This is a genomic window from Streptomyces sp. DI166 (assembly GCF_900091315.1).
In the GTDB taxonomy this organism is placed as follows: Bacteria; Actinomycetota; Actinomycetes; order Streptomycetales; family Streptomycetaceae; genus Streptomyces; species Streptomyces fuscus.
Genome location: NZ_FLSP01000115.1, coordinates 1 through 23,024, shown reverse-complemented (window position 1 = coordinate 23,024; position 23,024 = coordinate 1). Strand labels below are relative to the sequence as shown.

Sequence of the window (23,024 nt, the reverse complement as noted above, 5' to 3'; positions counted from 1 at the left end):
AACAAGCGCCCCAACGCGTACGGAACGGCTCTCGATCGCACGCGGCACCCTCTCCATACCCGGGGAAGTGGCAATCGGATCCAGCCACGACGCCCTCCTTGCGGAACGGCTCGGGCCGCCTCTCGACGCGGCGCCCTTCGCGGGGCAGAGTTCTCTCCGACATACCCGTGAGTAGTCTCTGCCCGCAGCCCCGAAGGAGCCCTCCGTGACCACCTGGGTCGGCCGGACCGCCGTCGAGATCGCAGCCGCTGTCCGGGACAAGCAGACCACCGCGCGCGAGGTGGTGGCGGAGCATCTGGAGCGGATCGCCCGGCTGGACGGGCAGGTCGGCGCCTTCCGGACGGTCCGGCGCGAGGCGGCGCTCGCCGAGGCGGAGGCCCTCGGGGCGCGCGGGGACCTGGACCAACTGCCCCTCGCCGGTGTGCCGGTGGCCGTGAAGGACAATGTCCCGGTCGCCGGGGAGTCCATGCGCGTGGGGTCCGTCGCGACCCCGGACGCCCCGGCCGAGGAGGACCATGTCACGGTGGCCCGGCTGCGGGCGGCGGGAGCCGTGATCGTCGGGCTGACCAATGTGCCGGAGCTGTGCGTCTTCGGTACGACCGACGGGGTGCACGGGACCGCCCGCAATCCGTGGGATCCGTCCCGTTCCGCGGGCGGGTCCTCCGGGGGCAGCGCGGCCGCCGTCGCGGCCGGGATGGTGCCGATCGCCCTCGGCAACGACGGTATGGGTTCGCTGCGCATACCCGCCGCCAACTGCGGGCTCGTCACGATCAAGCCCGGCCGGGGGCTGGTGCCGGCCGGTATCGGCGACGGCGACTGGTTCGGTATGTCGGAGAACGGTCCGCTGGCCACGACGGTCGAGGACGCGCGGCTGATGCTGTCGGTGCTGGCGGACGGGGAGCTGCCGCCGGGGCGGACCTCGGTGGCGAAGCGGATCGCGGTGTCGCTGCGCAGCCCGATCGCCGGGATCGCGGTGAGCGCGCCGTACCGGGCGGCGGCCCGGGAGACCGCGGGGCTGCTGATCAAGGCGGGGCACCAGGTGCGGCGCGCCGATCCGCCGTACCCGCTGTCGCTGAGCCTTACTTCGCTCCAGCACTGGACGGCGGGCACCGCGGTGGACGCCCGGTCCCTGGACCGAAGGCTGCTGGCCCGCCGTACCCGGGTGCACGCGGCGATCGGAACCCGGTTCACGAACCGGGTCCGTACCGGCGACGCCCGGGAGGAACTGCGTCAGCGGCTCACGCCCTTCTTCGAGCAGTACGACATCCTGCTCACGCCCGCGCTGGCGCGCCGCTCCCCCGCCGCCGCCCGGTGGGACGAGCGGGGCTGGCTGCGCAATGTGCTGGCGAACACCACCTACTCGCCGTTCACGCCACCTTGGAACCTCACCGGCTGGCCCGCCATGGCGGTCCCGGTCGGCACGCTGCCCTCCGGCGCGCCCTGCGCCGTGCAGCTCGTCGGCCGCCCGGGGATGGAGACGGAACTGCTGGATCTGGCGGCCCAGTTGGAGCGGCTGCGGCCCTGGGAGCGGACGGCTCCGCTGGAGGGATAGCGCTTCGGCTGGCGGAACCGCCCTTCCGGGCAACGGAATTGTGGAGGTTCCGATGATACGGATGCCCGCCGTGATCCGGCGAGACTGCCAAGGTCGTGACCGAGGCAGACGGAGGGACATCACGGTGAGCGTGCAGCAGTACGACGAGATCGGTGAGGCGTTCGAGGACTTCAAGTCGCTGCCGTTGACGCGGTACGCGGAGGTGCCGGGTTGCCTGGCGCTGGTCGGCGATGTGCGCGGCCGGTCGGTCCTCGACCTCGCCTCCGGCACCGGCTTCTACAGCCGGGAGTTCAAGCGGCGCGGTGCGACGGACGTGCTCGGCATCGACATCTCGGGCGAGATGGTCGCCGCCGCACGGAAGATGGAGGAGCTGGAGCCGCTGGGCGTGCGCTACGAGGTCGGGGACGTGGCCGAACTGCGGCCCCTGGAGCGGTCGTACGACATCGCGCTCGGCGTGCAGCTGCTGAACTACGCGCCGGACGTCGCGGCCCTGGAGCGGATGTGCCGGAATGTGCACCGGAGCCTGGTGCCGGGCGGGGAGTTCTTCGTGCTCTGCCAGTCGCCCTCCTACCGCCCCGATCCGGCCACGCTGGAGAAGTACGGCTTCCGCTGCGAGCCCACCGGCGAGCACAGCGAGACCGGACCGCGCTTCCGGGTCACCGCGCTGCTGAACCCGCCGATCGGCATCGAGGTCGCCGCCCCCCGCCGCGAGGTGTACGAGGCGGCCCTGGCGGCGGCCGGGTTCGGCGACCCGACGTGGGTGCCGCTGGAGGTCTCGGAGGCGGGGGTGCGGGCGTTCGGCGCGGACTTCTGGGCGGACTACACCGCCAACCGGCCGCTGGAGATGCTGCGCTGCCGCGCCTGACGCGGGGTCCTCACAGGGCCTTGTGCATGATGTGCAGCCCCACCCGCCCGTGCCGCGGATGGTCGAAGGCCTCCGGGACGGTGCCGAGGATCGAGAAGCCGAGGGACTTCCAGAGCCCGACGGCCGGGTTCGTCTCGACGACCGCGTTGAAGACCATGGCCCGGAACCCGTGCGCCTTGGCGGCCGTCAGGACGTGGTCGGCGAGCAGGCGGCCGATGCCGCGGCGCGCGTGGTCCGGGTCCACCATGAACCCGGCGTTGGCGACGTGGGCGGCGGGGCCGCCGTAGTTGGGGGTGACGTAGGCGGAGCCGACGATCGCGCCGGTCTCGTCCTCGACGACGTAGACCCGCTTCGGCGGGGACATCCACAGGGACCGGGCCGCCTCTTCAGGGGTGTCCCGGTCCCAGGCGTAGGTCTCGCCGGCCGAGACGATGCGGTGCCAGAAAGGCCAGATCCGCGGCCAGTCGTCGGCCGCGGCTTCTCTGATCAGCATGGGCGTCAGTCTCGCACGCCCATGCGATCGTCACCTGCGCAATAAAATCCGGCGGTGGTGTCAGTCCACGCTGGGCAGGATGTGGGGCTCGGCGAGGTCGTCCTCGTAACCCGCGAGGCGGATCGGGGCGGACCGGGCCCACACGTCCAGGCTGCCGAGTTCTCCGGGCCTGCGGCCCGCGGGTTCCGTACGCTCCTCGGGACGTTCTTCGAGCTTCGTCTTCTCCGGTGTCACCGCGCACTCCTTATGTGTCGGGTCACCCTCGGACCTAACTGCGCCGGAGCCGCTGCGCCCGGTGCCGGAGGCCCATTCGGGTATGAGTCGAAAGGCAGTTCGGTCGCGGTGGCGCCGGCTTCTCGTACGGAGCACGTGGGTGTGGGTGGGACCCCGTGCTTGCTGTCCGTCGGCTACAGAGTAACCAAATGAGCGGGCGCCCGCTCGATGGGGCTGCAAACTCGCGGTTACTGTCTGAAGTCGTCCTGATTTCTCCCCCCGCTGCCTCTCCGGGGCATACCGCAGGACGCCTCCTGACGGAACATCAGGAGGCGTCGCGAAGGGAGTTGGGGGCCGCGGGGCCTACCACTTGCCGGGCGCGTAGTCCTTCAGGAAGACGCCGTACAGGTCCTCGCCGGCCTCGCCGCGCACCACAGGGTCGTAGACCCGGGCCGCGCCGTCGACCAGGTCGAGGGGGGCGTGGAAGCCCTCCTCGGCGAGGCGGAGTTTGTCGTAGTGGGGGCGTTCGTCGGTGATCCAGCCGGTGTCGACCGAGGTCATGAGGATGCCGTCGGTCTGGAACATCTCCTGGGCGCTGGTGCGGGTCACCATGTTCATCGCCGCCTTGGCGGCGTTGGTGTTCGGGTGCCCCGCGCCCTTGTAGCCGCGGCCGAACACGCCCTCCATCGCGGAGACGTTGACCACGTACGCGCGGCCGGAGGGCGCCTTGCGCGCCGCCTCGGCCATCACCGGGCGGAGCTTGCTGATGAGGATGAAGGGCGCCGTGTAGTTGCACAGCTGGGTCTCCAGCAGCTCCACCGGGGAGATCTGCTCGATGGTCTGCACCCAGGTGTTGGTCTCGACGACGTCCGGGACCAGGCCGCCCGCGTCGATGGCGGTGCCGTCGAGGTGCCGGGCGACGCTGGCGTTGCCCGCGACCAGGGCCAGATCGGCCACCTTCTGGGCGTCGAGCCCGGAGACCCCGACCGGCAGCGCGGCCAGTCCGTCGACCGCGCCGGAGTTGAACGCGCCGATGACCTGGTGGGCGGGCAGCTCACCGGCCGGCAGCGGGGCCGACTCGCCCTCGACCAGGGCGGCGTAGGCCGACGGCAGCCGCCGTACGGTCTGGGTGGCGTTGTTGATCAGGATGTCGAGCGGGCCCTGCGCGGTCATCCGGTCGGCCAGTTCGACGGCCTGGGCCGGGTCGCGCAGGTCGATGCCGACGACCTCCAGGCGGTGGATCCAGTCCGCGGAGTCGTCCATCGCCTTGAAGCGGCGGATGGCGTCCTTCGGGAACCGGGTGGTGATCGTGGTGTGGGCGCCGTCGCGCAGCAGCCGCAGCGCGATGTACATGCCGATCTTGGCGCGGCCGCCGGTGAGCAGCGCGCGCTTGCCGGTGAGGTCGGCGCGGGCGTCCCGCTTCGCCCGGTTCAGGGCGGCGCACTCGGGACAGAGCTGGTGGTAGAAGTAGTCGACCTCGACGTAGCGCGTCTTGCAGGTGTAGCAGGAGCGCGGGCGCTGGAGTATCCCGGCGATCCGGCCCTCCTCGGTGGCGGACCTGGGCAGCAGACCCTCGGTCTCGTCGTCGATGCGCTGCGCCGAGCCGGTCGCGGTGGCCTCGGTGACCGCCTTGTCGTGGGCGGTCTTGGCGGCGCGGCGCTCCTGGCGGCGGCGCTGCTTGACCGTGCGGTAGATACCGGCGGTGGCCCGGCGCACGGCGATCGCGTCGGGGTGGTCGAGCTCCAGCTTGTCGAGCTCCTCCAGCACGCCGAGGCAGATCGCCAGGCGTTCGGGGTCGATGCCGGGGCCGTACACGACCTCTTCCGTGGTCGCCGAGCCGTCCTCTGTCACCGTCATCGCCGCTGCCGTTCCCTGCCGTCACGTGCGGCCCCGCGGCCGCGTCCACTTTCGAACGCGGAATTCTACGGAGCACCGGGCGCCACTGCCAAAATCCCTGCCGGTCAAGGGGTGGAGGTGGTGACGGGCGTCTCGACGGGGGTGGGGGTGGCGTGGTCCTGCGGCTGGGATCGCGGCGGAGGCTGTCCCGGCAGCGGGGCCAGGGCACGGCTTGCGCCCCGCTACGACTGAGGGGGCCGAAGCGGGCAGGCAGCGGGCCACAGGCCACGACCGTGTCCCCCAGCCGTCGGGGAGCCGCCGCCCGGCGCCACCGGTCCGCGCCGCGTCCGCCATCGCCGTGCAGCGGGTGCCGCCGTACGGAGGAGGGGTCAGGGACCGGCCGCGGGGCGACGGGGTCCTGGGGCCGCAGGTGGTCATCCGCGCCCCCGGGGCGCCCCTGATCAACCCCGTGGTCGACGGCCGCGTCCGTCATCCGACCGTGGCCTCCACGAGCACCGGCGGGCCCGGTATGCCACGCGTGGGCGGCCCCGCTCAGGGCTTGCAGACGCCGAGCAGCGTCTCCGCCTCCGTCGAGAACGCCGCCGCCCGGCGCCACCGGTCCGGGCCCCGACGCCGCGTCCGCCTCCCACCGCGGTCTCCACGAGCACCGGCTCACACGCGCGGAAGGCCCCACCGCGGCTACTGCATGCCGGGGATGGCCGGCCGCTCAGCGGTCGCAGACGCCGAGCAGTGTCTCCGTCTCCGTTGCGAACGCCGCTGCCAGGCGGTCCAGGTCCGGTACCGATTCGGCGTCTGCCACCAGGCCGTAGTGGACGGCGCCGCGGTAGGTGGAGACCGCGACGGCCAGGGACTGGCCGGGGGCGAGGGGGGCGTAGGGGAAGACCGCCGTGACCGGGTTGCCGCCGAGTTTCAGGCCGAGGCCGGGCAGCGGGACGCTGGTGACCAGGATGTCGAACCAGAGGCGGGCGGCCTGGCTGACCAGGGGGCCGCCGAGGCGGTGGCCGAGGGGCGGGACGTGGTCGGCGAGGAGGGCCACGGCGCCCGCGCCGCGGTCGGGCCCGGCGTCCTTGTTGCGGTCCATGGCCGTGCGGACGGCCGCCAGACGGCGCACGGGGTCCGGGTCGTGGACGGGCAGGCGGACGAGGTAGCCGGAGAGACGGTTGCCCGGGGGCTGGGCGGTGCGCGGGCGGCGCTTGGAGACCGGGATGAGCGCGCGCGGTGTCACGCCCTCGCTGCCGTCCCCGCGTTCGTCGAGCCAGCGGCGCAGGGCGCCGGCGACGACCGCGATCAGTACGTCGTTGACGGTGCCGCCGACGGCTTTGCGCACCCGGTGCACGTCGTCTAGGTCGATGACGACCCCGGCGGTGCGGCGGGTGCCGCTGCCGTCGGAGGTGAAGGCACCGGTGGTGTTCGGGGCGAGGGTGGTGCCGAGCGTCGACAGGGCGACGGAGGTGCCGATGTCGAGGGCCCGGCCCACGTCGGACAGGGCGCCGCGCACCAGGCCGGGCAGTTTGCGCACGTCCGGCAGCAGACCGCGGGCGGGCTCGGCGGGCCGGGGCCGGCGCTCGGGCAGGTCCATCGGGTCGAGGATCGCCGCGGCTAGGGTCAGCGCGCGCAGCCCGTCGGCCAGGGCGTGGTGGAACTTGAAGAGCACGGCGAAGGAGACCCCGTCCGCACCGGGCAGCACATGTGCCTCCCAGGGCGGGCGGCCGCGCTCCAGCGGGCGTTCCATCAGGCGCCCGGCGACGGCCTGGAAGTCGTCGGTGGGGGCGTGCAGCCGTACGTGCTGGAGGGGGTCGAAGTCGAAGACGGGCTCACGCGCGGCGGCACCGAAGGCGAGCGGCTGCCATACGTCGCGGATGCGCATGCGCAGGCCGGGGACCGCCGCGGCGCGGGCCGCGAGCAGGTCCGCGGCGTGCGTGCCCGCCGTGGGCGAGTGCGCGGAGAAGACGCCGAGGGCGCCCAGGTGCATCGGGTGCCGTTCGGACTCGATGTTCCAGAACGCCAGGTCGAGAGGGGCGAGCAGATCGGAAGTCAAGGGCTTGCCTCGCGTCGACTACGGGTGGAGCAGCAGTCAATCGCTCGCGGGTGATTACGGTCAAGTACGATCAAGCTACGCACAGTTAACAGCAGATTAAAGTCCGATTCCTTATCCGATACCGACAACCTCTACATGCGCTACCGGCCTCTGTCGTCACACAAGCAACAGGAGCCACACCGGACTCAAGGTCAGGACACCCGCTGACCCTTCCCGAGCGCGATGACCCCGCCCTTGGAGACCGTGTACAGCTCGGCGTCCCGCTCCGGGTTGACGCCGATCGTCGCACCCGGCGGCACCTCCACGTTCTTGTCCAGCACCGCCCCGCGCACCACCGCGCCCCGGCCGATGTGGACGTTGTCGTGCAGGACCGAGCCCTGGACGACCGCCCCGGGGTCGACCACGACACCCGGCGAGAGCACGGACCGGGTGACCTGGCCGCGGATCAGGCAGCCCGCGCTGATGATCGACTCCCCCGCGATGCCGCCCGCGTTGAACCGGGCCGGGGAGAGCTGGCCGGAGTGGGTGTAGATCGGCCACTGCCGGTTGTAGAGGTTGAACGCCGGCCGCTCGGCGATCAGGTCCATGTGGGCGTCGTAGTACGCGTCCAGGGTGCCCACATCGCGCCAGTACCCCCGGTCCCGGGCCGTCTCGCCGGGCACATGGTTGGCGCTGAAGTCGTACAGCTGGGCCTCACCCCGGTCGGTGAGCTGGGGAAGGATCGAGCCGCCCATGTCGTGCACGGAGGAGTCGTCCTCGGCGTCCCGCTGGAGCGCCTCGACGAGGGCCTTGGTGGTGAAGATGTAGTTGCCCATCGAGGCGAACACGGACTCCGGGTCGTCCGGCAGACCGGGCGGGTCGGCGGGCTTCTCCAGGAACCGCTCCACCGTCTGTCCGTCGGAACCGGGCGTGATCACGCCGAACGCCGAGGACTCCGCGCGCGGCACGCGTATCCCCGCCACGGTCACCCCCGCACCGGACTCGATGTGCTGGGCGAGCATCTGGCGCGGGTCCATGCGGTACACGTGGTCGGCGCCGAACACCGCGACGTACTCGGGGCGTTCGTCGTGGATCAGGTTCAGGGACTGGAGGATCGCGTCCGCGCTGCCCAGGTACCAGCGCGGGCCGAGGCGCTGCTGGGCCGGGACCGGGGTGACGTAGTTGCCGAGCAGGCTGGACATCCGCCACGTGGTGGTGATGTGCCGGTCCAGCGAGTGCGACTTGTACTGCGTGAGCACGCAGATGCGCAGGATGTCGCCGTTGACGAGGTTGGACAGCACGAAGTCGACGAGACGGTAGGTGCCGCCGAAGGTGACCGCGGGTTTCGCACGGTCAGCCGTCAGGGGCATCAGACGCTTGCCCTCGCCCCCCGCCAGCACGATTCCGAGAACCGAAGGTCCGCCTCGCCGCATGGCCGCTCCCCTCTCCCAGGATGATCCATCCCTGCCCCCGCGCCGGGCCCCCTACGCCTGTTCGAGGATCTCCGCGTAGAGGTTCGCCGTGCGCCGGGCCACGGCGTCCCAGCCGAACTCGCCCACCGCGCGCTCCCGTCCGGCCTCACCCATCGCCCGGGCGCCCTCCGGGTCGCCGATGACCGCGTCCAGGGCGCGCGCGAGGGAGTCCTCGAAGTCGTCGTCCACCGGCACCAGCAGCCCCGTCTTGCCGTCCTCGACGACCTCCGGGATCCCGCCGACACGGGAGGCCACCACGGGGGTTCCGCAGGCCATCGCCTCCAGGTTGACGATGCCGAGCGGTTCGTACACCGACGGGCAGACGAACGCGGCTGCGTGGGTGAGGAGTTGGATCACCTCGGGGCGCGGCAGCATCTGCGGGATCCAGTGCACGCCCGCGCGGACCCGGCTCAGCTCCTCGTACAGCTCGCGGAACTCCCGGTCGATCTCGGGGGGTGTCCGGGGCGCCCGCGCACAGCACGACCTGGGCGGCGGGATCGATGTCCCGTACCGCGCGCAGCAGATGGGGCACGCCCTTCTGGCGGGTGATGCGGCCGACGAACAGGACGTAGGGGCGGGAGCGGTCCAGGCCGATCCGGTCCAGGACGTCCGTGCCGCGGTCGGGGCGGTAGATGCCGGTGTCGATGCCGTTGTGCACCACCCGCACCCGCGCCGGGTCCAGTGCGGGGTAGCAGGCGAGGATGTCCTCGCGCATGGCGGCGGAGACCGCGATCACCGCGTCCGCCGACTCGATGGCGGTGCGTTCGGCCCAGCTCGACAGGGCGTATCCGCCGCCGAGTTGCTCCGCCTTCCAGGGGCGCAGGGGTTCCAGGGAGTGGGCGGTCATCACGTGCGGGACGCCGTGCAGCAGCTTGGCCAGGTGGCCGCCGAGATTGGCGTACCAGGTGTGGGAGTGGACGAGGTCGGCGTCCTCCAGGGCGGCGGTCATCGCCAGGTCCACGGAGAAGGTGCGCAGCGCGTCGTTGGCGGTGTCCAGGGCGGGCCAGGGGCGGTGGCGTACAACCCCCTCGGCACGGCCCTCGCCCCAGCAGTGCACCTCCAGGTCGACCAGGGACCGCAACTCCCGGGCCAGGAACTCCACATGCACACCGGCGCCGCCGTAGACATCCGGCGGGAACTCCCGGGTCAGCAGTCCCACTCGCACCCGCAACCCCCTGTCTCGGCCGGAGCACCCATGGTCACCCAGATGCGGCGCGCGGGGAAGGGCCCGGGGGTCTGGTGAAGCAGCAGTCCCCGCACACACCTCCGCCCGGCACCCGGTAGTAGAGGCAGCAGCTGCGCCGCCGCAGGTTCGCGTCCAGGGCGCCCGCGAGCCGGGGATGCGCGAGGAGCCCGGACGTCAGCTCCCGGGTGCGTACGGCGTCGTCGGCACGGCCCTGCTCCCGCGCCCACCGGTGGAGCTGCCGCGCGGCCCCGGCAAGCGCGGACGCGGCGTTGCCCCACAGCAGCCCCTCGGCGACCCGGTAGCGCTCGCGCACCAGCGCGGTGAGCGGTTCGAGGTGCGCGTGCAGTACGGCGTCCACCAGGTCGTCCGTCGACGGGCGCACCTCGGTCAGCCACAGGTCGTCGGGGGCGCCGGCGTCGGGGTCCCAGCGCAGCAGCTCCGGGGAGAGGTCGGGGAGGGTGCCGTAGCGGACGGCGCAGCCGAGCGCCACCGACCACAGCCGGGCGGCGAGCCCCTGCTGGGCCACGGACGCCGCGATCCGCAACTCGGGGGCGTTCAGGGACGAGGCCACCTTCCGGACGCGAAAAGTCATAGAATTTTCGTAAACATCCGATGTTCTCGGGCCGTAGGTTTCGGCCAGTGTCGGCGGCGGGCACGCGGGCGCTCCGGTGGCACGTAGGAGGAAGAAACCGCCGAGCGGGCGGAGCGCGGTGAGTTCGGGGTCGAGGTCCACGAAAGGCAGTAGTACCAACTCGGGTCGTACCGGCCTCGGGGTGGGCCACCCACCCTGGGGAGGACGGAGGGCGATTTGTACTCCATCGGCAGTAGGAGGCATTGACTGCTCAGGGACGACGACGGGAAGAAGTTTTGAGGGCATCGTGTTGGCTATGGAAGCCGACCGATCGCCGCGCGGGACGAAGAACCCTCGCCTCACGCAGAGGAGCAGCTCATGAGCGCCCTCGCGTTGTCCGTGCTGCTGTCGTTCGTCTCCGCCGTCGCCTATGCGGGCGGAGCGATCGTGCAGGAGCACGTCGCGGTGTCCTCGGCCGCGCAGCAGTACGCGCCGCTGCGCCGGCCGACCTGGTGGGCTGCCGTGGCGCTGAACGGCCTCGGCGGTCTGCTGCACGTGGCCGCCCTGGCCTACGGACCGCTGAGCCTGGTCCAGCCGCTGGGCGCCCTCACCATTGTCTTCGCGCTGCCGATGGCGGCTCTGTTCGTCGGCCGCAAGGCCGGGGCGACCGCCTGGCGCGGCGCCATCATGGCGACGGTGGGCCTCGCGGGTCTGCTCTCCCTGGTCGGCGCCTCCGAGTCGCAGTCCCTCGGCACCGCCGAGCGCACCGGGGTGGCCCTTGTCACCGCGGGCGCCGTGGCCACGCTGATGATCGCGGGGCGGGCGGCGCACCGGCACCCGGTGGTGCGCAGTGTGCTGCTGGCGACCGCGTCCGGTATCGCCTTCGGTATGTCCTCGGTCTTCACGAAGATCGTCGCCGTGGACTGGACCGGCGGGGTGACGGCGGGCGACCTGCCGACGCTGACCACGATCGGTGTCTTCGCCACGGCCGGTCTGCTGCTGTCGCAGGCCGCCTACCGGGGCGCCGGACTGGCCGCCCCGCTGGCGGTGCTGACGGTGGTGAACCCGGTGATCGCCGCCGCGGTCGGCATCACGATGTTCGGGGAGACCTTCCGCTACGGCACCACCGGCACCGCGCTCGCGCTGAGCTGCGGCGTGGTCGCGGCGGGTGGCCTGATCCTGCTGACCACGGAGCGCATCGCCCGCACGGAGCGCACCGAGCCCGCGCAGGCCGAAACCCCCGTGGCGCCGGTCCCGGCCGAGGAACTGCGGATCGTGCTCCCGGAGCAGCCGCAGGACCTGATCCCGGCCACGGTCCCCGCCTCGTTCACCGCGGGGCGGGACGAGGACATCCCGTCCTATCTGTACGGGCCGTGCTACGGCGGCCCGTACGTGCCGATGCCGGTGCTCGACCGGCACCGGACACGCGTCAAATCCTGACGCCGCCCGCCCTCAGGTAGGCGACCGGGTCGATGTCCGACCCGAAACCGGGCCCCGTCCGCACTTCGAAGTGCAGATGCGGGCCCGTACTGTTGCCCGTCGAGCCGGAGCGGCCGATCCGCTGGCCCACGCCGACCTGCTGGCCGCTCTTCACGGAGATCGCGGACAGATGGGCGTACTGGCTGTAGCGGCCGTCCGTGTGCCGGACGACGACCTGGTAGCCGAAGGAGCCCTCCCAGCCCGCGCTGACCACCTTGCCCGCGGCCACGGAGCGCACGGAGGTGCCGGTGGGGACGGGGAAGTCGACGCCCGTGTGGTAGCCCTTCGACCAGGCGGAACCGGCCTTGTGGTACGGCGTGCCGGTGGGCGCGCCGACCGGCGCGACCATGTTCTGCGACTTGTCCGAGGCCTTCTCGGCCTTGTCCGGGCTCTTCTGCTTCGGTGCCGGTTTGGCGGCCTTCGAGGTCGTCTTCGTGGCCGACTTGCCGTTCAGGGCGAGCCGCTGGCCGGGCAGGATCAGGTCCGGGTCCGCCCCGACGGTCCTGCGGTTGGCCTCGTACAGCCGCTGCCAGCCGCCGCGGACGTCGTGCTCCTCGGCGATCGTGGAGAGGGTGTCGCCCTGGACGACCGTGTACATCTCGGCCCGCCCGGCGCGGGACTGGGGTGTGGTCTGCGGCTGTACGTCCGGCGTGGAGGTCTTCAGCTCCGGTGACTCCCCGCCCCGGGTGAGCCCGGCCCGTACCGAACAGACCGGCCAGGCGCCGGGTCCCTGTCCGTCGAGGACCTTCTCCGCCACCGCGATCTGCTGTTCCTTGGTGGCCAGATCGGCGCGTGGCGCGTACCGGGTGCCGCCGTACTCCTCCCAGGTGGACTGGGAGAACTGGAGGCCGCCGTAGTAGCCGTTGCCGGTGTTGATGCTCCAGTTGTCGGTCGACTCGCACGCGGCGACCTTCTCCCAGGTCTCCACGTCCGCCGCCTGCGCGCTGCCGGTGCCGATGAGCGGGAGGGCCATTCCGGCGCCGCCCGCCGTGACGGTGAGCGAGGCGCGGTTGATCCTGTTCGGCTGATACCGGCGGTGCCGGCCGCGTACGGCCATATCGGTGCCCCCTCGACATGGGTCAGAAGGGCCAAAAGTAAGCGCCGGTAACAGGCCATGACAAGACGGCAATCGGTCGCACTGTGGCTCAAGACGGCACGTGGGAAACCGGGTTGGGAAACGGCTGAGGCAGGTCGGCCCTTCTGTCCGTATCAGCCTGCGAAACATCGAGCCACCCGGGAGTGCGGCCGGAGTACCGGCACGTCAAGATGGTCACTGCGGCAATACTGGCGGCCACGATGACCGGCACCACCGATACCGGATATATAGGAGCCAACCGAATGAGCAACTCAGCCCAGATCGGCGTCACGGGACTCGCGGTCATGGGCCGCAACCTCGCCCGCAACTTCGCCCGCAACGGCTACACGGTGGCGGTGCACAACCGGACGCCCTCGCGTACGCACGCGCTGGTGGCGGAGTTCGGTGACGAGGGAGAGTTCATCGCGGCCGAGACCGCCAAGGACTTCGTGGCAGCGCTGGAGCGGCCGCGCCGCCTGGTCGTCATGGTGAAGGCGGGCGAGCCCACCGACGCGGTGATCCAGGAGTTCGCCCCGCTGCTGGAGCCCGGCGACATGATCATCGACGGTGGCAACGCGCACTTCGCCGACACCCGCCGCCGCGAGCGCGAACTGCGCGAGCAGGGCATCCACTTCGTCGGTATGGGCGTCTCCGGCGGCGAGGAGGGCGCGCTCAACGGGCCGAGCATCATGCCCGGCGGCCCGAAGGAGTCGTACGACTCGCTCGGCCCGATGCTGGAGAAGATCTCGGCGAAGGCGAAGGACGGCGCGCCCTGTGTGACCCATGTCGGCCCGGACGGCGCCGGTCACTTCGTGAAGATGGTGCACAACGGCATCGAGTACGCCGACATGCAGCTCATCGGTGAGGCGTACCAGTTGCTGCGCGAGGTCGCGGGCTACTCCCCCGCGCAGATCGCGGAGATCTTCCGCACCTGGAACCAGGGGCGCCTGGACTCCTACCTGATCGAGATCACGGCCGAGGTGCTGGCGCACGTGGACGCCGCGACCGGCAAGCCCTTCGTGGACGTGGTCGTCGACCAGGCGGAGCAGAAGGGCACGGGTCGCTGGACCGTGCAGATCGCCCTCGACCTCGGCGTCCCGGTCTCCGGCATCGCCGAGGCCGTGTTCGCCCGCTCCCTGTCCGGCCACGCGAGCCTGCGCGAGGCCTCCCGGCACCTGGCCGGCCCGAAGGCGTCCGCGCTGAGCGAGTCCGAGGCCACCGCCTTCGCCGACCGGGTCGAGCAGGCGCTGTACGCCTCCAAGATCGTCTCCTACACGCAGGGCTTCCACGAGATCGACGCCGCGCGGGCCGAGTACGACTGGGACATCGACCTCGGCGCGGTCTCCGCGATCTGGCGCGGCGGGTGCATCATCCGGGCGGCGTTCCTCGACCGCATCCGCGCCGCGTACGACGCGCGCGCGGACCTGCCGAGCCTGCTGTCGGACGAGACCTTCGCCGCGGAGATCGCCGCCGCGCAGGACGACTGGCGTGAAGTGATCGTGGCGGCGACCCGGCAGGGCGTGCCCACGCCGGGCTTCTCGGCGGCCCTCGCCTACTACGACGCGCTGCGGGCCGAGCGGCTGCCCGCGGCGCTGACGCAGGGGCAGCGGGACTTCTTCGGTGCGCACACCTACCGGAGGGTGGACCGGGAGGGGTCGTTCCACACGCTGTGGGGCGGGGACCGGTCCGAGGTGACCGGCTGAGTTCCTAGGTGAGCGGTGGGCCCGGTTCCGGATTCGGTACCGGTTCCGGGCCCGGGGGGATCGGGGACGGGTTCGGGTCCGGCACCGGTGGGGGGCCGGGCGGAGGCGTCGGCCCGGGAGGAGTCGGCGCCGGGGGTGGTTCCGGAGTCGGAGGCGGCTCCGGCGTGGGAGGCGGGCCCGGGGTGGGGTCCGGGTGGACCGGGTCCGGGTACGGGTTGGTCATCGTGTCCTCCAGCCTGTGACGAACAGCGGCTCTTTGGACTACTGCCCCGCGTACCCCGGCTCGGGCGCCCCTTCACCCGCCTGGACGGCAGTGCCCGCCGGACGCCCGTGTCAGAAGCGGCCCGGGTGGGCGCGCAGCCACTGCTTGGCCGCGCTCAGGAGTGCCGGATCGGCGGCGGGAGCCTCGGCGGGGTGCCGTTCGGCCCACTTCACGACGTACGGGCAGAGCGGGGCGACGACGGTGTGCTCGCGCTCGGCGAGGGCGTACAGCTCACGGGCGAGGGAACCGGCGATGCCCTTGCCCTCGTAGGCGGGCTCCACGACGGTGTGGACGGGGACCAGGACGGGCCCGGGGCTGTCGAGGACGAAGTACTCGATCCGGCCGACGACTTCGTCGCCGCTGACCGCCTCCAGGCGGCCCGCCGCCCGGTCGTCACGGATCTCGATCCTGCTCTCGTTCTCGTTCTTGGGCTCGCTCATGGGCTCGCTCCTGGTCCTGGTCCGTACGGCCGAACCCGTCAGACGGACACGGCCTGCGGGCTGCGCTCCTGGTCCGACCCCGGGACCGGCTCGGAGGCGTCGGCACCGAGAGCCACGATCCGGTTGTCGCCGTCCACATGCACGACCCGCGGCTTGAGCGCCCGCGCCTCGGCGTCGGTGACCTGAGCGTAGCTGATGATGATCACCAGGTCGCCAGGGTGGACGAGGTGAGCGGCGGCCCCGTTGATCCCGATGACCCCCGACCCGCGCTCGCCCTCGATGACGTAGGTCTCCAGCCGGGCGCCGTTGGTGATGTCGACGATGTGCACGAGCTCACCGGGGAGCAGATCGGCGGCGTCGAGCAGCTCCGCGTCGATGGTCACCGATCCCACGTAGTGCAGGTCGGCCTGGGTGACCGTGGCGCGGTGGATCTTGGACTTGAACATGGTTCGCAGCATGTTGGTCTCCTGGAAGGCGGCTCCCTGCCTGCTTTGTGCAGGTCAGGGGCGTTCTTCACTGTACACCGGCACTCCTCGGACTCGAAGATTCCGGGGAACGTCGATCCCACTCGGGTAAGAATGCTCCCCGCCTGCGCTTACGAGAAGAAAAAGGCTGTTTCGCTATCGCCGACCAAGCACCTGTCTCGGAGTGTGCGGAGACTCATGCTGACCGGACGGTGACTTACCTGACGATGCGGCTGACCAAACCGCGCTCGCCCACTACCACGAGCATGCCCGCACCGGCCCGTCACCCGCCGAAGCGGGACGCGTCCGCGGGGAAGTAGCGCAGCTCCGGGTGGGCCGGGTCGAACTGCGGGACACCGGGCGGCAGGACGGGGTGCAGGGCCTCGAAGACACGGCGCACGGCATTGTCGGTGTACGCCGCCGCGGTCTCGGTCGCCTAGAGGACCACACCGCCCGCCGAGAGCGGGACGACCCGGTGGAACGCCCCGGTCGCGGCCAGCGCCCCGGGGCCGCCCAGCCGCACGGACAGCTCCTCGGGGCACACCGTGGTCCAGGAGTAGCCCCGGAGGAATTTCCTGGCCTCGCGCACCGAGTCCCGCACCCGGCGGTTGAGCACCCAGTCGAGGTTGGTCTCCTCCGAGGCGGGCGCGTCGGCACCCAGCCAGGCGAAGGCGGGGTTCACGGCGTCCAGCGCGGCGACCAGGAACTCCACCGCGCCGGCGCAGAACCCGGCGTCGTCGAGGCCGCCGCAGTCCGCGCCGAACAGCAGCTGCGTCTCGGCGTTCGGGCGGCGGACCCTGATGCTCGAACTGCGTACATGGACGAGCGGCTTCCCCAGGTGCTCGCGCATATAGAGCACATGCGCGGTCTCCGGTTCGCTCAGCAGCTCCTGGCGCATGGCTTCCCAGCCCGTGGCCAGGGGCTGGTACTCCTGGCGCGGCGCCCGTTCGGTGGCCCGTGTGCTCGCCGAGAAGAAAGCGGTGCCCTGCTGTTCCTGCTCCAGCCGGCCGCGCAGGGGCCCGGCAAGGGCCGCGCCGAACCAGGCGGCGAGCCCGTGACCGACTCCTCCGCCGGTGCTGACATCGAACGTTGCAATGGCCCGCAGGCTCACGCCGCGCGCTCCTTTCCCGGACGGCCTTCCGCACAGCCTAACCACCGGCCGGTCGTCCCGGCCGGTGGCGGGCATGCCTATGCCGCGAGCTCGTAGAGCACCATGCCGCCGACGGTCACCGAAGTGCCCACGGCCACCCCGCCGCCACCGCTCGGCGCCGCGAACAGGAGGAGCGGAGAGCCGACGGCGACCACCACCCTGCCCCACTCCGAGCTCCACCAGGGCTGGCCGGGCTCGGGGGGATTCGCCATGCCGGTGGGGTCGACGTCCTCGGGCTTGGCGTCGATGAGCGCTTTGGCCCGGTTGTCCACCTCCTCGCGCGTGTCGCCGTTGAGCTGCACCATCAAGTAGGCGCGTCCGTTGGGCAGTTCTTTCAGGGCGTCGGGGTTGAGGTGCTTCTCCTGCTGGAAGTGGATCAATTGGTGGTCCACGCCTTCCAGCGCCGCCGGCTCGTGCCGCAGGACCGCCGGTACGTGGTCGGCGGCCTGGCAGATGTCCTCGTAGCCGAGGACGACCAGCGCGCTGTGCCTCGGTACGGGAACGAGTTCGAGTTCCGCGTGCAGGACGGTGACGAGAGTGGACTCGGAACCGGTCAGCAGTCCCGCCACATCGAAGCCGTGCTCGGGCAGGAGCGAGTCGAGGTTGTAACCGGAGACCCGGCGCGGAATGTCGGGATAGCGCTCGCGGACCAGGCCGGCGTACCGGTCGCGCAGGGCCGTCATACCGCGGTACAGCTCGGCGGTGCGCCCGCCGGACTCCGCGATCCGTCGCAGTTCGCCGTCGTCCGTGCGGCCCACCCACATGCGTACGCCGTCGTACGTGAGGACTTCGAGGCGGTACAGGTTGTCGACGACCTTGCCGTAGGCCTGGGCCGTCGACCCGCACGAGTTGTTGCCGATCATCCCGCCGATCGTGCAGTTGGGATGGGTGGCGGGCTTGGGGCCGTACATCAGGCCGTACTCGGCCAGTTGACGGTTCAGGTCGTCGAGGACGATGCCCGGCTCCACGACACAGCGGCGGGTGCGCGGGTCGACGGAGACCAGCCGGTTGCAGTACTTGGTCCAGTCCAGGACGACGGCGGTGTTGCAGCACTCGCCGGCGAGGCTCGTGCCGCCACCCCGCGACAACAGAGGTGCGCCGTGCTCACGGCACACCGCCACTGCCGCCTGGGCCGCGTCGACCGAGCGGGGGAGGACCACGCCGATGGGCACCTGCCGGTAGTTGGAGGCGTCCGTCGAGTACGTCGCGCGGGTTCCCGCGTCGAAACGCACCTCCCCGTCGACGCGGGATCGCAGGTCCCGTTCCAGGGCTCTCGCATCGGGCTGCTCCTGCGGACGCCTGACGACGGGAAGGGGCAGATCGACTGGGTCCATGAACGACTCTCCACTGGGCGACGAGGGGTCCACCGGTACGCACCGGCCGGGCATCGGGTGCGGCCGACCCGCCTGCCCGGACCACGCGGGCGCCCCTCTCCTGCACCGACCGCAATGCCCCGACCGTGTATCCAGGGCTACGCCCGTACAAACCAGGAGGGCCGTTCGGCCGAACGGCCCGCGTCCGGGCTGCCCACACCGGCCAGTGGGTCGATCGTCACCTGATCGAAGCAACCTATCTACATACAAGGCGCAGAAATGCGTTTTGTCCGTATACGGTGATCGCGAATCACGATCAGCGTCCGGCCGGCAGACATCCGGCGGACCCACGTCCCTCGCATAGTCCCCGCAAGTACTGGGCCGGGAGCATGCCGGACGGAGAGAAGGTGCTGGCATGCCGGTGAACGTCACCTATCCGGGCGTCTACATCGACGAGGTCAAGAGTTCCGTCAGGACGATCACGGGGGTTCCGACCTCGGTTGCCGCGTTCGTCGGTTACGCACCGCGCGGTCCCGTGGACCGGCCGCTGCACATCACCGGCTGGGCCGACTACGAGGCCAACTTCGGTGGCCTCCAGGCGAACTGCCCCATGAGCTACGCGGTGTACCAGTTCTATCTGAACGGCGGGAGCGAGGCCGAGATCGTCCGGGTCGTGAAGGAGGACGAGGAGGTCGTCCACCTGCCGCTCGGGACGACCACGTCCGCGCGGCAGCCCGCCCGGCCACCGTCCCCGCCCCCGGAGGGCGGCGAGACCGAGGAATCCTCCTCCGCCGGAGGGGACGAAGCCGCCTCCGACGGGCAGAACCGGGGGCGGGGCGGGTCCGGCGGCAGCGGCAGGCGTTCCTCCGGCGGCCGTGCGGGCGGGGGGTCCGCCACGTCGGCGGAACTCGTCGCCGTCTCGCCGGGGCGGTGGGCGCGGAGGCTGCGCGCCCGCGTCGACTACGACACCTCCGAGTTCGAAACGTCCGAGGCGAAGGACAAATCCGACCTGCCCCGCGAACTGTTCAATCTGACGGTGCGCGACATGGCGACCGGTGCCGAGGAGCGGTACCTCAACGTCAGCGTCAAGCCGGGCAGCCCGCGCGGCCTCGCTCAGCTCCTGGAGTCCTCCCAGCTCGTCCGCCTCGCCCCCGGCGCCTCCCTCGACACGGTGCCGCAGGCCAACTCCGCTCCGGAGGACGGGTCCGATCCCTTCGCCGCGAAGACGCCGGACGCGCCGAACGGGAAGCCGCCGTTCTATTACGAGCCGGCCGACGCCAACGCGAGCGACGCCGGCACGGAGACAGTTCCGCCGCCCGTCACGGCCTACCTCGGCAAACCGGCGGAGAAGACCGGCCTGCATCAGCTGCTGAAGACGGACATCTTCAACATCCTCTGTCTGCCCGACGCCCACTGGCTCGACGATCAGAGCGCGGGCGCGTCCAAGTCCCTGCGGGACCAAGCGCTGGCACTGTGCCTGCAACGCCGGGCGATCCTCCTGGTCGACCCGCCTCCGACCTGGACGAGCCCGCAACCGAGCGGCGATTCGAGCGCCGGTGTCGTGGGCGCCGTCCTCGGCGCCACGAAGGACGTCGAAGCGGGCGAGGGCGGAAAGAACGCCGCGGTGTACTACCCCCGTGTCCTCGCGCCCGACCCTCTGCTCGGCGGCGCCGTCCGGCCCTTTCCGCCCTGCGGGGTGATGGCCGGTGTCCTGGCCCGCACCGATGTCCAGCGAGGCGTGTGGAAGGCCCCGGCCGGTACGGACGCCTCGTTGAGCGGCGTCAGCGACCTCGAAGTACCGCTGACCGATCTGGAGATCGGACGTCTCAACCCGGTCGGCATCAACTGCCTGCGGCGGCTGCCTGCGGCGGGCCCGGTCGCCTGGGGGGCGCGCACGCTGCGCGGGGCCGACCGGCTCGCCGACGAATGGAAGTACCTGCCGGTCCGCCGTCTGGCCCTCTTCATCGAGGAAAGCCTGTTCCGCGGCACGCAGTGGGTGGTGTTCGAACCGAACGACGAACCGCTGTGGGCGTCGATCCGGCTCAATGTCGGCGCGTTCATGAACTCGCTGTTCCGCGCGGGCGCGTTCCAGGGCCGCACTCCCCAGGAGGCCTACCTGGTCAAGTGCGACAAGGACACCAACCCGCAGAACGACATCGATCGCGGAGTCGTGAACATCCACGTGGGCTTCGCCCCGCTCAAACCGGCGGAGTTCGTGATCGTCCACATTCAGCAACTCGCCGGTCAGATCCAGGTCTAGGAGGACGACCGATGCCGGAAGTCACACGCCGCGATCCGTTCAAGAACTTCCGGTTCCGGGTGAAGTTCAGCGGGGAGACGGCCTACATCGCCGGAATCAGCAAGGTCAGCGGGCTCAGACGGACGACCGAGGTCATCCGGCACCGCGACGGTGGAGACCCCGGCACCAGCCGCAAGCTCCCCGGCCGCACCGAGTACGAGGCCATCACCCTGGAACGGGGCTGCACCGTCGACACCGCCTTCGAGGAGTGGGCCAACAGGGTCTGGAGCCTGAAGAACTCCTCGGGCGGTCTGGAGACTTCACTCAAGGACTTCCGGCGCGACCTCATCATCGATGTCTTCGACGAGGGCGGCCAGCAGGTGCTGTCCTACTCGGTCCACGACTGCTGGGTCTCCGAGTACCACGGCCTGCACGAACTCGACGCCGGGTCCAACGCCGTCGCCTTCGAGCGGATCAAGGTGGAACACCACGGCTGGGTGCGGGAACACACCGACCCGCCGCAGGAGCCGCAGTTCACCGATACCGCCGGATGACCGCCGCATGCTGCGTCGACTGACGGAGGCGAACGTCCTTGAGGTGTGGGAGTGCGGGCTCGGCGGCACACCGGTCGCCCGCGCCCTCTTGATCGCTTCCACCGCCATGGCGTCCCGTGGCGAACAGGACGTCGCCGACCTGCCGTTGAGCGCCGTGAACAAGCTCCTCCTGGACCTGCGGTGCGGTGCGTTCGGTGACGCGCTGCCCTGTACGACCGACTGCCCTGCGTGCGGGGAAAGCCTCGACGTCACGGTGTCGGCGGAAGAACTGCGACCGGCCGCGGTGGGTGGTCCGACCGGTGAGGCGGTCCCTGTCCCGGCCACGGCCACGCTGACCACAGGCGGCTTCACGATCACCTACCGTGCCCTCACGGGCCGGGACGTCGAGGCCGTCGACCCCTCGTCACCCGGGGCACGCCGGGCGTTGTTGCGCCGAAGCGTGCTGAGCGTCAGCCCGCCCGTCGACGACCTGCCCGACGCGGTACTCGACGCTCTGGCCCCGCGGTTGGCGGAGCTGGACCCGGGCGCCGACACCGTGCTCACGCTGGACTGCCCGCAGTGCGAGCACCGTTGGGAGGCAGCCCTCGACGTCGCCGAGCACGTGTGGACCGACGTGTCCGGCTACGCGCTCAGGGTCCTGCACGACGTCCACGCCCTGGCGCAGGCCTACGGCTGGTCGGAGGCCGAGGTGCTGTCGGTCAGCCCGGCGCGGCGGCGGTTCTATCTGGAGGTGAGCTCCCCGTGACCGACTTCGTCGACCGGTTGTTGGGAGCGCCGTATCCGCGGCTACGACCGCTGGCACCCCTCGTCTTCGACCCACACGCGCCGCTGCTGCCTGGCGGAAGCGTGGATCGGGCGGCCGTAGCCCCCGTGGAGTACGTGGAGGGGGTGGGGGCACCCACGAGTGCGGCGCGGGAACTTCGCGGGGTGTCTGACGGTACGGGCCAGGGGGTGGCGGCCGATTCCGTGCCTCCGTACGTCGACCGACCCCAGCCTTCCCTTACCGGCGCCGTGACTGATAACCGCGTTGTGTCTGCGGAGCGGTCACCTACGGCCGAGTCCCACGTACGCACGGCTGACCGACGGCCGGGGGGTGATCCGGTGCGGCCCGACGGGCCGTCCGACCCCGATCACCGTGACCGGCGTGACCGGGGGGACCAACCGCATCGGTCCACTGATGGTCCAAGGCATCGCGTGTCCGCCTTCCCGCCGCCGGTCCACGGGGCAGCGCCCGCCGTCGACACGCCCAACCGGACCGGTCCGACGGAACCGGTTGCTGGGCCGTCTTCGCGGGCGCCGCAGACCACGTCCGCTACCCCTTTGGCTGCCGATCGCTCGCCGACTCCTCCTCCGCTCCACCTGCGCTCACGCGAGATCCGCGAGCATCAGGAGGAGTCCTCGCCCGAGCCGACGCCCGTCCCCGAGACGGGTCGGAATCCGAGGCCGCGGCCTCAGCCGGGCGTTCCTTCCGAGGCCCCTCCCCCAGCCCCAGAACAGGGACGCGCAGTACACCCTGCCGTCGACAGTGACCCCGCCGCGACCCGCTCCGCGTCAACGCACCCTGAGCCGACCTCCCCCACACCACCCGTGGCACCAGCGGCCGCCGACACCGTCGCGGCTGGCACGGTCGGCGAGACCGTTGAGGCTGGCACGGTCGGCGAGACCGTTGAGGCTGTGGAGGCCCCAGCGCCTTCACCAGGCGCCCCCGCCGCGCCCGGGGTCACCGCAAGTGCGCCGCCCTCGCATCCGTCCGCCGCCTCCCCCGGCACGCACACTCCCCGGAAGCCTTTCTCTCCGAGCCAACCTTCCGCACCCGGCCGCCCCGGCCACACCGTCACGCCCGCCACGCATCGGCCAACCTCCGCGACCCGCCGAGCCTCCGCCGACACCTCGGCCGCACCCGAACACCCCGCAGCGGCCTCGCCGACACCGAACCCACCCCCCTCCACCAGCACACCGACCACCCGTCGGCCAACCTCCGCACCCCACCGGGCCCCCACCGACACCTCGGCCGCACCCGAACACCCCGCAGCGGCCTCGCCGACACCGAACCCACCCCCTTCCACCAGCACACCGACCACCCGTCGGCCAACCTCCGCACCCCACCGGGGCCCCCACC

Annotated in this window: 17 protein-coding genes and 2 pseudogenes; 7 read left to right on the top strand and 12 right to left on the bottom strand. The window is 71.5% G+C overall.

Annotated elements, in window-relative coordinates; translation table 11 throughout:
• The first annotated feature begins 205 nt into the window (after positions 1 to 205).
• Both GA0115233_RS35045 and GA0115233_RS35040 read left to right on the top strand, forming a co-directional pair.
• Positions 206 to 1,552 carry an amidase gene (locus GA0115233_RS35045; RefSeq protein ID WP_093724372.1) on the top strand — a complete coding sequence of 449 codons (1,347 nt, stop codon included), beginning with the start codon at positions 206 to 208 and terminating at the stop codon, positions 1,550 to 1,552.
• A gap of 124 nt (positions 1,553 to 1,676) precedes the next feature.
• Positions 1,677 to 2,417 carry a class I SAM-dependent methyltransferase gene (locus tag GA0115233_RS35040; protein ID WP_093724371.1) on the top strand — a complete coding sequence of 247 codons (741 nt, stop codon included), beginning with the start codon at positions 1,677 to 1,679 and terminating at the stop codon, positions 2,415 to 2,417.
• Between the two features lie 10 nt (positions 2,418 to 2,427).
• Here GA0115233_RS35040 and GA0115233_RS35035 read toward each other — a convergent pair whose 3' ends face one another.
• The 7 genes and pseudogenes from GA0115233_RS35035 to GA0115233_RS35010 form a co-directional block, all read right to left on the bottom strand.
• Positions 2,428 to 2,910, bottom strand: coding sequence for a GNAT family N-acetyltransferase (locus GA0115233_RS35035; protein WP_093724370.1), 483 nt, complete (start codon positions 2,908 to 2,910; stop codon positions 2,428 to 2,430).
• A 60-nt stretch (positions 2,911 to 2,970) separates the two neighbouring features.
• Positions 2,971 to 3,144, bottom strand: coding sequence for a hypothetical protein (locus GA0115233_RS40425; RefSeq protein ID WP_107406485.1), 174 nt, complete (start codon positions 3,142 to 3,144; stop codon positions 2,971 to 2,973).
• Between the two features lie 342 nt (positions 3,145 to 3,486).
• Positions 3,487 to 4,980, bottom strand: a complete 1,494-nt coding sequence (locus tag GA0115233_RS35030) for an SDR family NAD(P)-dependent oxidoreductase (RefSeq protein WP_093724369.1) — start codon at positions 4,978 to 4,980, stop codon at positions 3,487 to 3,489.
• Between the two features lie 706 nt (positions 4,981 to 5,686).
• On the bottom strand, positions 5,687 to 7,018 hold the full coding sequence (locus GA0115233_RS35025) for a wax ester/triacylglycerol synthase family O-acyltransferase (RefSeq protein WP_093724368.1): 1,332 nt from the start codon (positions 7,016 to 7,018) through the stop codon (positions 5,687 to 5,689).
• A 191-nt stretch (positions 7,019 to 7,209) separates the two neighbouring features.
• Positions 7,210 to 8,430 carry a glucose-1-phosphate adenylyltransferase gene (glgC, locus tag GA0115233_RS35020; protein WP_093724367.1) on the bottom strand — a complete coding sequence of 407 codons (1,221 nt, stop codon included), beginning with the start codon at positions 8,428 to 8,430 and terminating at the stop codon, positions 7,210 to 7,212.
• A 51-nt stretch (positions 8,431 to 8,481) separates the two neighbouring features.
• Positions 8,482 to 9,634 (bottom strand): annotated as a pseudogene (gene glgA, locus GA0115233_RS35015) (glycogen synthase).
• A gap of 34 nt (positions 9,635 to 9,668) precedes the next feature.
• The gene (locus GA0115233_RS35010) at positions 9,669 to 10,406 is read right to left on the bottom strand and encodes an IucA/IucC family C-terminal-domain containing protein (protein ID WP_093724366.1); all 738 of its coding nucleotides are present in this window, start codon (positions 10,404 to 10,406) and stop codon (positions 9,669 to 9,671) included.
• 198 nt (positions 10,407 to 10,604) lie between these two features.
• On the opposite strand from GA0115233_RS35010, the gene GA0115233_RS35005 reads away from it, so the two are divergent.
• The gene (locus tag GA0115233_RS35005; RefSeq protein ID WP_093724365.1) at positions 10,605 to 11,666 is read left to right on the top strand and encodes a DMT family transporter; all 1,062 of its coding nucleotides are present in this window, start codon (positions 10,605 to 10,607) and stop codon (positions 11,664 to 11,666) included.
• On the opposite strand, the gene GA0115233_RS35000 is transcribed toward GA0115233_RS35005, so the two are convergent.
• Positions 11,656 to 12,762 (bottom strand): transglycosylase family protein, encoded by a 1,107-nt coding sequence (locus GA0115233_RS35000; RefSeq protein WP_093724364.1) that lies wholly within the window; start codon positions 12,760 to 12,762, stop codon positions 11,656 to 11,658. The genes GA0115233_RS35005 and GA0115233_RS35000 overlap by 11 nt on opposite strands.
• Positions 12,763 to 13,043: 281 nt before the next feature.
• On the opposite strand from GA0115233_RS35000, the gene gndA reads away from it, so the two are divergent.
• Positions 13,044 to 14,483 (top strand): NADP-dependent phosphogluconate dehydrogenase, encoded by a 1,440-nt coding sequence (gene gndA / locus GA0115233_RS34995; RefSeq protein ID WP_093724363.1) that lies wholly within the window; start codon positions 13,044 to 13,046, stop codon positions 14,481 to 14,483.
• Between the two features lie 333 nt (positions 14,484 to 14,816).
• Here gndA and GA0115233_RS34985 read toward each other — a convergent pair whose 3' ends face one another.
• From GA0115233_RS34985 to GA0115233_RS34970, 4 genes and pseudogenes are all read right to left on the bottom strand, one after another.
• A complete protein-coding gene (locus GA0115233_RS34985) occupies positions 14,817 to 15,185 on the bottom strand; it encodes a GNAT family N-acetyltransferase (RefSeq protein WP_093724361.1) in 369 nt (122 codons plus the stop codon).
• Between the two features lie 38 nt (positions 15,186 to 15,223).
• Positions 15,224 to 15,643: an aspartate 1-decarboxylase gene (panD, locus tag GA0115233_RS34980; protein WP_093724360.1), complete on the bottom strand. Its 420-nt coding sequence runs from the start codon at positions 15,641 to 15,643 to the stop codon at positions 15,224 to 15,226.
• Between the two features lie 442 nt (positions 15,644 to 16,085).
• Positions 16,086 to 16,760, bottom strand: a complete 675-nt coding sequence (locus tag GA0115233_RS34975) for a hypothetical protein (RefSeq protein ID WP_093724359.1) — start codon at positions 16,758 to 16,760, stop codon at positions 16,086 to 16,088.
• Positions 16,761 to 17,038: 278 nt separating this feature from the next.
• Positions 17,039 to 18,133 (bottom strand): annotated as a pseudogene (locus GA0115233_RS34970) (FAD-binding oxidoreductase); the annotation flags it as partial.
• Positions 18,134 to 18,527: 394 nt separating this feature from the next.
• Here GA0115233_RS34970 and GA0115233_RS34965 point away from each other — a divergent pair.
• From GA0115233_RS34965 to GA0115233_RS34955, 3 genes are read left to right on the top strand one after another with little or no spacing between them, the layout of a single operon-like run.
• Positions 18,528 to 20,372 (top strand): phage tail sheath family protein, encoded by a 1,845-nt coding sequence (locus GA0115233_RS34965; protein ID WP_093724358.1) that lies wholly within the window; start codon positions 18,528 to 18,530, stop codon positions 20,370 to 20,372.
• Between the two features lie 11 nt (positions 20,373 to 20,383).
• Positions 20,384 to 20,905, top strand: a complete 522-nt coding sequence (locus GA0115233_RS34960; protein WP_093724357.1) for a phage tail protein — start codon at positions 20,384 to 20,386, stop codon at positions 20,903 to 20,905.
• 7 nt (positions 20,906 to 20,912) lie between these two features.
• A complete protein-coding gene (locus GA0115233_RS34955; RefSeq protein ID WP_093724356.1) occupies positions 20,913 to 21,650 on the top strand; it encodes a hypothetical protein in 738 nt (245 codons plus the stop codon).
• Positions 21,651 to 23,024 lie beyond the last annotated feature (1,374 nt).

What these genes read in the sequence shown, in the direction of transcription:
- glgC (WP_093724367.1), bottom strand. Translation starts at nt 8,430, where the DNA reads ATGCGGCGAGGCGGACCTTCGGTTCTCGGAATCGTGCTGGCGGGGGGC.
- GA0115233_RS35035 (WP_093724370.1), bottom strand. Translation starts at nt 2,910, where the DNA reads ATGCTGATCAGAGAAGCCGCGGCCGACGACTGGCCGCGGATCTGGCCT.
- GA0115233_RS35030 (WP_093724369.1), bottom strand. Translation starts at nt 4,980, where the DNA reads ATGACGGTGACAGAGGACGGCTCGGCGACCACGGAAGAGGTCGTGTAC.
- gndA (WP_093724363.1), top strand. Translation starts at nt 13,044, where the DNA reads ATGAGCAACTCAGCCCAGATCGGCGTCACGGGACTCGCGGTCATGGGC.
- GA0115233_RS34960 (WP_093724357.1), top strand. Translation starts at nt 20,384, where the DNA reads ATGCCGGAAGTCACACGCCGCGATCCGTTCAAGAACTTCCGGTTCCGG.
- GA0115233_RS34965 (WP_093724358.1), top strand. Translation starts at nt 18,528, where the DNA reads ATGCCGGTGAACGTCACCTATCCGGGCGTCTACATCGACGAGGTCAAG.
- GA0115233_RS35000 (WP_093724364.1), bottom strand. Translation starts at nt 12,762, where the DNA reads ATGGCCGTACGCGGCCGGCACCGCCGGTATCAGCCGAACAGGATCAAC.
- GA0115233_RS34955 (WP_093724356.1), top strand. Translation starts at nt 20,913, where the DNA reads ATGCTGCGTCGACTGACGGAGGCGAACGTCCTTGAGGTGTGGGAGTGC.
- GA0115233_RS34985 (WP_093724361.1), bottom strand. Translation starts at nt 15,185, where the DNA reads ATGAGCGAGCCCAAGAACGAGAACGAGAGCAGGATCGAGATCCGTGAC.
- panD (WP_093724360.1), bottom strand. Translation starts at nt 15,643, where the DNA reads ATGCTGCGAACCATGTTCAAGTCCAAGATCCACCGCGCCACGGTCACC.
- GA0115233_RS35005 (WP_093724365.1), top strand. Translation starts at nt 10,605, where the DNA reads ATGAGCGCCCTCGCGTTGTCCGTGCTGCTGTCGTTCGTCTCCGCCGTC.